The 233-nt window shown below is 78.5% G+C and carries 1 pseudogene; it reads left to right on the top strand.

Going from position 1 to position 233, the window contains the following annotated elements:
- A pseudogene (locus AC0IX4_RS23400) lies at positions 1-233 on the top strand (nicotinate phosphoribosyltransferase); the annotation flags it as partial.

Raw genomic sequence — 233 nt, 5'->3', positions numbered from 1 at the left:
GGGCTCACGACGCGCCCACGAGGCAGCCGCGGGGGCCGCCTCCCGCGCCGCGCACATCTGCGGTTTCGCCGCGACGTCGACCCTCGAAGCGGTCCGCCGGCACGGCAGTCCCGGCGCCGGCACCCGCGCCCACGCCTTCACGCTCCTGCCCACCGACGCGCACGGTCCCGCCGAGGCCGCTGCCTACCGGTCGCAGATCGCCGCGCTCGGCGTGGGCACGACCCTCCTCGTGG

The organism is Rhodococcus sp. AC861 (genome assembly GCF_979256035.1).
This window is presented reverse-complemented; position numbering and strand designations above follow the sequence as displayed.